Source organism: Streptomyces sp. NPDC058239 (assembly GCF_042882185.1).
In the GTDB taxonomy this organism is placed as follows: domain Bacteria; phylum Actinomycetota; class Actinomycetes; order Streptomycetales; family Streptomycetaceae; genus Streptomyces.
Map to the genome: position 1 here is coordinate 1 of NZ_JBHVWS010000114.1, position 9,571 is coordinate 9,571.

A 9,571-nucleotide genomic window follows, 5' to 3' on the forward strand; every position below is an offset into this window, starting at 1 on the left:
CCCTGTACGACGGCGACGCGCTCTCCACGGACGAGTCCCCCTCCGGCATGATCAACCCGAAGATCATCTCCCCAGCCAGCCAACGTGACAACGCCGGCAAATGAGTTTGCTGCTGTCCGGGCTGTGCGCGGTGAGACCGAACTCGTCGGCCTACTCACCGCCCAGACGGGTGGTCACGTGAACGATGGTGCCGCCGTCATACAGGACCGCCCCGGCCCGCTGCAGACGGGTTGGCCGGGCCGAGGGTGCGGGCGAAGCAGCGAATGGACAGCTGGCCGAAGCTGAGGTCGCTGTTCATGGTGGCCATGTGCGAGGACAGATTTCCTGGCGCCGGTCTCGCCGGGTGCGGGGCAGGGGTCCTGACCTGTCTGGCGGCTGGCTACGGTTCCAGGAATTCAAGCGCCCGCGGGACGAATATGTCGTGGTGCTGGAAGATCCCGCCGTGTCCGGCGTCGGGGTAGAGGGGCTCGAGTTCGCCCCGGGGCAGCCGGGCCGCGAGGTCGACTGTGTTGAGGCTCGGGACCATCCGGTCGCTCTCGCCGTTGGATACCAGGACCGGTTGGTGGATACGCGACAGGTCGGCCGGAGCCTGGAGCCCCCAGCGGTGGATGGCCTTCAGCTGGGCGCGGAACGACGAGAGCGAGATGGCCTTGTCGCGGTCGTCCGTGCGCTCCTTCAGCCGCTCCAGGAAGGCGTGGGCCGCCCGGCGGCCACCCGCGGTGTCGGTGAAGAAGAGGTACTGCTTCGGGTCCTTGCGGGTCAGGACGGCCTTGAGGGTGTCCTTGATGGTGAGGCTTGTGACCTTGTCGATGCCGGGCCCTCCGGCGGGGCCCGTGCCCGCGAGGATGAGCTTGCGTACAAGATCGGGTTCCTCTGCCGCGATGACCTGGGCGATGAAGCCGCCCATCGACAGGCCGAGCAGGTCGACCCGGTCGTACCCGAGGGCCCGGATGAACTGCACGGTGTCGCGGGCCATCGCCTCGATGGTGTCGGGTGTGGAGCCGCCGGACGCGCCGACGCCGCGGTTGTCGAAGGTGATCACCGGGCGTCGGGCGGCGAGTCCGTCGACGACGCGGGGATCCCAGTTGTCCAGGACTGCGGACAGGTGGTTGAGGAGGATCAGTGGTACGCCGTCGTCCGGGCCGAGCCGCCGGTAGGCGAAGGTCACGTCGCGTACGGCCACGGAGCGGTTCGGCGTGTTCCTGTACGACGTCGGGGTGGGGGAACTGGACGGTGTGCTCATGACTGTGTCCTGCGGTGGTGTGTGGGGGAGTGGGGTGTGCAGGATCTTCCCGTTGTCCGAGGTGACTGGTGCCTGGGCTCGTTCCCGCCCTCACGTCATGGCGACGACGACTTTGCCGGCCTTCGCCCGCCCCTTTTCGACGTACTCCATGGCCTGAAGGGTTTCTTCGAACGGGAAGACGCGGTCGACGACGGGGCGGATCTTCCCGGCGTCGATGAGGGGGGTGAGTTCGCGCAGTTGGTCGCCACTGGCCTTCATGAACAGGAACGAGTACGTCACGCCGTGGCGCTTGGCGCTGCGCCGGGTCTTGAAGCTGAGCGCGGCCATGGCCAGGCGGAGGATCGGGTTCGCGCCGAGTTCACGGGCGAAGGCCGGGTCGGGCGGGCCCGCGACGCTGATGGCCATGCCGCCGGGCTTGAGCACGCGCAGGGACTTGGCGAGGTTCTCGCCGCCGAGGCTGTCGAGGACGACGTCGTAGCCGTCGAGGACCTCTTCGAAGTCCTGCGTGCGGTAGTCGACGACGACGTCCGCACCGAGGTCCTTGACCAGGTCGACCTTGGCGGTGCTCACGGTGGTGGCCACGTGCGCGCCCAGCGCCTTGGCCAGCTGGACGGCGATGGAGCCGAGGCCGCCGGCGCCCGCGTGGATGAGGACCTTCTGACCCGGCTGCACGCGTGCCCGCTCGACCAGGGCCTGCCATGCGGTCAGGGCGACCAGAGGAAGGGAGGCGGCCTCGGCCATGGTGAGCGTGGCGGGTTTGGGTGCCAGGTCGTCCTGGTGAACGGCGATGAGTTCGGCGAAGGTGCCGATGCGGTCCTTGTCGGGCCGGGCGTAGACCTCGTCGCCCACCGCGAACCGGGTGACGGACGGGCCGACCCGCACGACCGTCCCGGCGAGGTCGTTGCCCAGAACGAGCGGGAGACGGTAAGGCATGAACGCCTTGAAGTCCCCGTTGCGGATCCTGAGGTCCAGCGGGTTGACGCCCGCCGCGTGGATCCTGACCAGGACGTCGTCGGCACCCACCTGCGGGTCGGGTATCTCGGCGGCCCGCATCCCGGCTTGGCCGCCGTACTTCGCGACCCTGAAAGCCCTCATCGTCGTCTCCGTTCCGTTTCCCGTCCGTGAAAGGGCGGGGTCTCCGCTCGCCCCGGGCTTATCCCAGTACGAGATAGTTTGTGTTGTTTTCCTGGCTGCGGCGCGGACGCACCGCGTCCCCAGCCGCGTTCGCCCCTCAGGCGACCGGCACGACCGGGGCGGTGATGCGGTCGGCGGCGCCTCCCTGGAGGCGGTCCAGGGAGGCGGCGATCCCCTCGTGGGGCACGCCGAGCGGCACCGCGCTGACCTCGGTCAGGCGGGTGTACTGCGCGTCGGTCAGCTGGACGTCGAGGGTGCCGAGGTAGCTGTCGAGCTGGGAGAGGTTGCGCGGGCCGATGATCGGGACGAGCGTGGCCACGGAACGGGCGGCGCGCTCGCGCACCCAGGCCATCGCCACCTGGGCGGGCGTTACGCCTGCCTCCTGGGCGATGGCCAGGACGGTGTCGACGACGGCGGTCTTCTGGCCGGTGCTCTCGGTGTGGATGACCATGCCCAGGTCGCTCAGGCGCCCTTCGGCGGAGCTGCGGTATTTGCCGGTGAGCAGTCCGCCGCCGAGTGGGGACCACAGGGCGGCGCCGAGTCCGAGGCTCTCGGCCATGGGCAGGAGTTCGCGGTCGGCGGTGCGTTCGACGAGGCTGTACTCGTGCTGGATGCCCACGATCGGGGCCCAGTTCTTCAGGTCGGCGAGGGTTACCGCGCGCGAGGCGCGCCAGGCGGGGAAGTTGGACAGCGCGGCGTGGTGGATCTTGCCGGTGCTCACCAGGTCGTCGAGTCCGCGCAGGAGTTCCTCCATCGGAGTGAGCTCGTCGGGGAAGTGCACCCACAGCAGGTCGATGTAGTCGGTGTCCAGGCGCTTCAGGCTGGCCTCGACCGATGCGGCCATGTTCTTGCGGCTGTTGCCGGTCTTGGAGATGTCCGGCTGCGGGGCGGCGCCGAGGGTGAACTTCGTGGCCAGGACGAAGTGGTCGCGGTCGGCGGAGATCAGCTTTCCGGTCAGTTCCTCCGACTCGCCGAACTGGTAGCCGTCGGCGCTGTCGAGGAAGGTGCCGCCGGCCTCGGCGAACCGGTCGAAGATACGGCGTGCCTCGTCCGGCTCGGCGCCTGCGCCCCAGCCGGTGCCGAAGTTCGCGGTGCCGAGCGCGTACTCGGAGACGCGCAGTCCGGTCCGGTGGCCGAAGGTCGTGTAACGCATGAGATGTCCTTGCGTGAGGGGTGGGAAGGCGGTCGCGCCGGGGTGGAGGGGTGAGCGTCAGCCCGCGTTCGCCTGGGGTGCCGCGGACAGGCTCTGCTTGACGTACCGGCTGGTCTCGTCGGCGAGGATCTCGGGCAGGCCGGTCTCGATGCCGTACAGGGCCTGGGCCGCGACATCGGCGGCGGCGACCTTCTGATCGGCGGGCACGCCGGCGGCCATGTCGGTGTCCATGTAGCCGACGTGCAGCGCCGAGACGGTGATCCCGCGCGGCGCCAGCTCCTCACGGGTTGCGTCGCTCAGCGCCCAAGCGGCGGCCTTGGATGCGGCGTAGGAGCCGAGGCCAGCCGGGTGGAACCAGGACAGGGCGGACAGGACGTTGAGTACGGCGCCGCCGCCGTTGCCCTCGATGACGGGGGCGAACGCGCGGGTCGCGGCGAGCGGGCCGAAGAAGTTGGTCCCCATCTCCCGGCGCACCTCATCCACGTCGCTTCCGATCAGCGTCGCGCCGGTGGAGATGCCCGCGTTGTTGATCAGCAGTGTCGCGTCGGACGCCACGCGGGCGGCCTCCTGTATCGACGCCTCGTCCGTGACGTCCAGCCGCAGCGGGATGACGCCCGGCACATCGACCGTCTCGGGGCGTCGGGCCGCGCCGTACACCTTCGCGCCACGCTCGACGAGCTGGGCGGCCAGGTGCCGCCCGAAGCCCCGGTTGGCGCCGGTGACAACCGCGACCGCGTTCTTCAATTCCATGACTGCTCCTGGTCCTGGCGGGCGCCGTCGGCCACCCGCAACAAATTAGATTATGCATCCAATCTAAACACGGGCCTATGATAGATGCCAGTCGACATCCAAATGGGAGGTGGTCATGGGCCGCGTATCGCAGGCACAGGCGGAGGAAAATCGCAGGCGGGTGGTGGACACCGCATCCCGGCTTTTCCGGGAGCAGGGCACGCAGGTCAGCGTCGCCGACCTGATGAAGGCAGCCGGTTTGACCCACGGCGCCTTCTACAAGCAGTTCGCCTCAAAGGAGGCACTCGTCGACGAGGCCACCGCCCACGCCTTCGCCGAGCTCACCCAGCGCTACAGCACCGGGCTCGAACGCAACGACGGGCGGCGCGACGCCGCCCAGCGGGCGCTGATCGATACCTACCTCTCCGTCGAGCACCGCGACGACCCGGCGGACGGCTGTCCGATCGCCGCGCTCGCCTCTGACATCGCGCGCGAGGGCGGGGGGCGCGAGGCCCGTCGCGTCTACGCCGAGGGGGTGGCTGACTTCGCCGATTTCCTCGCCAGTGACGACCAGGACGGCATCGTCCGCCTCTGCACCCTGTTCGGCGCGTTGGTCCTGTCCCGGGCGACCAAGGGCTCCCCGCTCTCCGGGGAGATCCTCGCCGCTGCGCGCGCAGCCTTGACGGAAGCAGGCTGATCAAGGGCGCGGTGCGGGCGCACGTCGAACGCACTCGTGGGCGACGAGGCGTCCGCGGTCAGACGGAGGCGGTGAGAGAAGGCCCCCGGCGCCTGGCGCATCGGCTCCACCGTGCGCCGGACATCGGTCAGCTCCCGGGCCGCATGCCCGTGAGGTGGAAGTTGCGCAGCCGACGTCAATGTGTCAGCAGGACTGCGATCTGCTCCCGGATGTCGCGCACGATCTCGTCGACGCTCGCGGCGACGTTCACGCTTGCCGCCATCGCGAGGAACATCACGGCGGACACGATCCGCGCCGTTGTCGCCGCATCTGCCTCGCCGACCTGTGCGTCCCGGCATAGCACGGCGGCCACGGCCTCCTCGGTCTGTCCGGTGATGGCGAGGGCCTCGCGGTGGTGGGGCTCGGCGGGGTCGCCGAAGACCATCTCGCGCAGGTAGACGCGCCCGTTGTCGACCTGGGTCCGGTTGCACTCGACAACCGGCCGGACGATCGCCATCACGGCGTCCAGGGTGTCCGGGATGTTCTCGGCGTCCACCCGCCCTCGTTCGAGGGCTTCGGCGTAGAGGGAGTTCTGGACGAGCAGGAGGAGCTCGCCCTTGGTCTTGGCGTAGAGGAAGAGTGTGCCGGTGCCGATGTCAGCTTTGTCGGCGATCTGCTGGGTGGTGACCTCGTCGATGCCGCGTTCGGCGAACAACTCATGGGCTGCGGCGGTGATGCGGTCGAGCTTGAGCTGCTTGTTCCGCTCGCGCCGACCTGCCGGCTGGGAAGCGCGTGGCATGCAGGACACCTTTCGAGGAATTTATTCTGACTGGACTCAGTTATGAGTATAGTCGTTGCTGATGGGAATCAGATGCGGCTTTCCGCCATCGTCCCACGACGACGCCTGGTCCCCCTTGATCCACAGCGACACCGGCGACCGGCGACCGATCCAACGCTCGACCTTAAGGACCACGCATCCCATGACCACGTCTTCCTCCCTCTGGCAGCCCTTCAAGCTCGGCCGCGTCGAGCTCCTGCACCGCCTCGCCATGGCGCCGCTGACCCGCAGCCGGGCGAACAGCGACGGCACGCCCGGCCCACTGGCAGCCACCTACTACGGTCAGCGCGCCTCCCTCGGGCTGATCATCACCGAGGGCACCCAGCCCTCGGCCGACGGACAGGGCTACCCGAACACGCCGGGCATCCACACTCCCGAGCAGATCGCAGGCTGGCGCGAGGTCGCCGACGCCGTGCACGCGGGCGGCGGGACACTGTTCATCCAGCTGATGCACGTCGGGCGCATGTCCCACCCGGACAACACCCCGCACCACCGCCAGCCGGTCGCCCCCTCCGCGATCTCCGCCGACCAGGACATATTCACCGCGACCGGCCCGAAGAAGACCCCAGTCCCGCGTGAGCTGAGCATTCAGGACATCCAGACCACGATCGCGGACTTCCGGCACGCCGCCGCCTCCGCGATAGCCGCCGGCGCGGACGGGGTGGAGATCCACGGAGCGAACGGCTACCTGCTGCACCAGTTCCTCTCCCCGAACGCCAACCATCGCACCGACACCTACGGCGGCTCGGTCGACAACCGCTCCCGCCTCGTCGTCGAGGTCGCCCGGGCGATGGCCGAGGAGATCGGCGCGGACCGGGTCGGCATCCGCCTGTCCCCCTCGATGCCGCTGGGCGGGATCGACGAGGGCGACACCGAGGCCGTCCGCGCCCAGTACCACCACCTGGTAGGCGAACTGGCACCCCTGAACCTCGCCTACCTGCACGTCCATCACGTCGGTGACGACGAACTGCTGCGCTCCTTCCGCGAGGTGTGGCCGACCGCCCTGCTCGTGGTCCGCTACGGCCGCACCCGCGAGCAGATCGCCGACGACATCGACGCGGGCCTGGCCGACATCGCCCCGCTGGGCCGCTTCGCGCTGGCCAACCCCGACATCGTCGAGCGTCTGCGCACCGATGCCCCGCTCAACGAGATCGACCCGGCCACCCTGTACGGCGGCGGCGAGGCCGGATACACCGACTACCCGACCCTGGCCCACGCCTGACACCAGCGTCCACGAGCCGCCCATCCACCGGACCGGGGCGGGTGGGCGGCTCGTCGTCCCGCCGTGCGACAGCCTGCCGCCGACATGACGATGACCAGGGCGAAAACAAGAAGGAGAACCTCCATGAGCAGCACGCACTTCGACGTCGTCGTCCTCGGCGCCGGGCCCGGCGGCTACGTCGCCGCGATCCGCGCTGCCCAACTGGGCAAGAGTGTCGCCGTCATCGAAAAGCAGTACTGGGGAGGCATCTGCCTGAACGTCGGCTGCATCCCCTCCAAGGCATTGTTGCGCAACGCCGAACTCGCCCACACCCTCCACCACCAAGCCAAGCAGTTCGGCATCTCGGGCGAAGTGAGCTTCGACTACGGCGCCGCCTACGACCGCAGCCGCCAGGTCGCCGACGGCCGGGTCAAAGGCGTGCACTTCCTCATGAAGAAGAACGCCATCACCGAGATCGACGGCCACGGCACCTTCACCGACGCCCGCACCATCGACGTCGCCCGCACCGCCGGCGGCACGCAGAGAGTCACCTTCGACGACGCCATCATCGCCACCGGCTCCACCGTGCGACTACTGCCCGGCGTCGAGCTCGGCGAGAACGTCGTCACTTACGAGACACAGATCCTTCAGCGCGAGCTGCCCGCCTCCATCGTCATCGTCGGCGCCGGCGCGATCGGCATGGAGTTCGCCTACGTACTGCGCAACTACGGCGTCGAGGTCACGATCCTCGAATTCCTCGACCGCGCACTGCCCAACGAGGACGCCGAGGTGTCGAAGGAGATCACCCGCCAGTACAAGAAGCTCGGCGTCACCCTCCTGACCTCCACCAAGGTCGAGACCGTCAAGGACGAGGGAACCTCCGTCACGGTCACCTACACCACGGCCGACGGCAAGAGGTCGGAGATTCGTACCGACAAGGTCCTAATGTCCGTCGGCTTCGCGCCCCGCACCACCGGCTACGGCCTGGAGAACACCGGCGTCGCCCTCACCGAACGCGGCGCCATCGCCATCGACGACTACATGCGCACCACCGCGACGCACCTGTACGCGATCGGCGACGTCACCGCCAAGCTCCAGCTCGCCCACGTCGCCGAGGCCCAGGGCGTCGTCGCCGCCGAGACCATCGCCAGAGCCGAGACGATGCCGCTGGGTGACTACCGGATGATGCCCCGCGCGACCTTCAGCCAGCCCCAGGTCGCCTCGTTCGGGCTCACCGAGCAGCAGGCCCGCGACGAGGGGCACGAGGTGCTCGTCTCGAAATTCCCCTTCACCGCCAATGGCAAAGCCCACGGTCTGGGCGAACCGACCGGCTTCGTGAAGCTCGTAGCCGACGCCGCGCACGGCGAGCTCCTCGGCGGACACATGGTCGGCGCGGACGTCGCGGAACTTCTCCCCGAGCTCACCCTCGCGCAGAAGTGGGACCTCACCGCCGCCGAACTGGCCCGCAACGTCCATACGCACCCCACTCTCGGCGAAGCACTCCAGGAAGCGTTCCACGGCCTCACCGGCCACATGATCAACCTCTGACTCCGGGGCGGCCGGCCGATCAGTCGGCCTCCATCCGATCCAAGCAAGGAGCACCACCACCATGGGAATAAGCCAGCAGCAGCACGAGTTCGCGGAGTTCCAGGCCCGTACGAGCGCGAAGTCGGGCGTACCCGGCCTCGACCTGGCCGTGGTCCGCGACATCATCGACTCCTACCAGCGTGCGTCGACCGAACCCGAAGGCGTCAGCTACGCCGAGGTCGACGCGGGCGGCGTCCCCGCCCTGTGGGCCATCCCCGAGGACGCCGACTCCAACAAGGCGCTGCTCCACTTCCACTTCGGCGGATCCGTCACCGCCTCCATGTACTCCGACCGCAAGGCGGCCGGTCACATCGCCAAGGCCGCCGGCGTGCGCTCGCTGGTCGTGGACTTCCGCCTGGCCCCCGAGCACCCCTACCCTGCCCAGCTCGACGACGCCGAGACCGCCTACCGCTGGCTGCTCTCCCAGGGCTACGAGCCGAAGAATATCGGCAGCACCGGCCACTCCATCGGCGGCACCCTCGCGGTACTGCTCCCGCTGCGCCTGCTCGCGAAGGGTGAGGCGACCCCGGGCGCGATCGTCAGCGTCTCGCCGTGGACCGACCTCACCATGCAGCACCCTGCGGTGGACACGAACGAGAGCAACGACCGGATGCTCAGCAGGGCCACGCTCGAGCGCTTCCGGGCAGCCTGGCTCCAGGACCCCGCCGTGGACTTCGCCGACCCCCAGATCAGCCTCGTGAACGCCGACCTGACCGGCCTGCCGCCCACCACCGTCCACTTCGGCGAGTACGAGACCCTCGCCGACGACGGCGCCGCGCTCGGCCGCCGCCTCGCCGACTTCAAGATCACCTCCGAGGTCCACCCGCTGCCCGAAGGCCAGCACTCCTTCATCCTCAGCGCCGGACGCGTACCCGAGACCGACCAGGCCATCCAGCGGATGGGCCAGTGGCTGCGCCAGCACCTCGGTGCCTGAACCCAGCAGGAGAGCGGGGCTCGAAAGACCGCCGTGACAGCGAGACACCGCGATGCCGGTGACCGATGAACCGGTC

9 protein-coding genes are annotated in these 9,571 nt (G+C 69.1%); 4 read left to right on the forward strand and 5 right to left on the reverse strand.

All coding sequences use genetic code 11. The annotated features are described in order from the left end of the window. Positions 1-379: 379 nt before the first annotated feature. From ACFVYE_RS46780 to ACFVYE_RS46795, 4 genes are all read right to left on the reverse strand, one after another. On the reverse strand, positions 380-1,243 hold the full coding sequence (locus ACFVYE_RS46780; RefSeq protein WP_389609664.1) for an alpha/beta fold hydrolase: 864 nt from the start codon (positions 1,241-1,243) through the stop codon (positions 380-382). Positions 1,244-1,333: 90 nt separating this feature from the next. Continuing rightward, positions 1,334-2,338: an NADP-dependent oxidoreductase gene (locus ACFVYE_RS46785; protein ID WP_389609666.1), complete on the reverse strand. Its 1,005-nt coding sequence runs from the start codon at positions 2,336-2,338 to the stop codon at positions 1,334-1,336. Between the two features lie 136 nt (positions 2,339-2,474). After that, the gene (locus tag ACFVYE_RS46790; protein ID WP_389609668.1) at positions 2,475-3,530 is read right to left on the reverse strand and encodes an aldo/keto reductase; all 1,056 of its coding nucleotides are present in this window, start codon (positions 3,528-3,530) and stop codon (positions 2,475-2,477) included. Between the two features lie 57 nt (positions 3,531-3,587). Continuing rightward, positions 3,588-4,280, reverse strand: coding sequence for an SDR family oxidoreductase (locus ACFVYE_RS46795; RefSeq protein WP_389609670.1), 693 nt, complete (start codon positions 4,278-4,280; stop codon positions 3,588-3,590). Between the two features lie 115 nt (positions 4,281-4,395). On the opposite strand from ACFVYE_RS46795, the gene ACFVYE_RS46800 reads away from it, so the two are divergent. Next, positions 4,396-4,956: a TetR/AcrR family transcriptional regulator gene (locus tag ACFVYE_RS46800; protein ID WP_383976964.1), complete on the forward strand. Its 561-nt coding sequence runs from the start codon at positions 4,396-4,398 to the stop codon at positions 4,954-4,956. Between the two features lie 175 nt (positions 4,957-5,131). On the opposite strand, the gene ACFVYE_RS46805 is transcribed toward ACFVYE_RS46800, so the two are convergent. Then, positions 5,132-5,734 (reverse strand): TetR/AcrR family transcriptional regulator, encoded by a 603-nt coding sequence (locus tag ACFVYE_RS46805; protein ID WP_383976962.1) that lies wholly within the window; start codon positions 5,732-5,734, stop codon positions 5,132-5,134. A gap of 181 nt (positions 5,735-5,915) precedes the next feature. Here ACFVYE_RS46805 and ACFVYE_RS46810 point away from each other — a divergent pair, with 181 nt between their 5' ends. The 3 genes from ACFVYE_RS46810 to ACFVYE_RS46820 all read left to right on the forward strand — a co-directional run bounded on the left by ACFVYE_RS46810 (position 5,916) and on the right by ACFVYE_RS46820 (position 9,495). After that, entirely contained in the window at positions 5,916-6,995 is a 1,080-nt protein-coding gene (locus ACFVYE_RS46810; RefSeq protein ID WP_383976959.1) for an alkene reductase, read from the forward strand. 123 nt (positions 6,996-7,118) lie between these two features. Continuing rightward, a complete protein-coding gene (lpdA, locus tag ACFVYE_RS46815) occupies positions 7,119-8,522 on the forward strand; it encodes a dihydrolipoyl dehydrogenase (protein WP_383976957.1) in 1,404 nt (467 codons plus the stop codon). A gap of 61 nt (positions 8,523-8,583) precedes the next feature. Beyond that, positions 8,584-9,495 (forward strand): alpha/beta hydrolase fold domain-containing protein, encoded by a 912-nt coding sequence (locus ACFVYE_RS46820; RefSeq protein WP_383976954.1) that lies wholly within the window; start codon positions 8,584-8,586, stop codon positions 9,493-9,495. Positions 9,496-9,571: the final 76 nt, after the last annotated feature.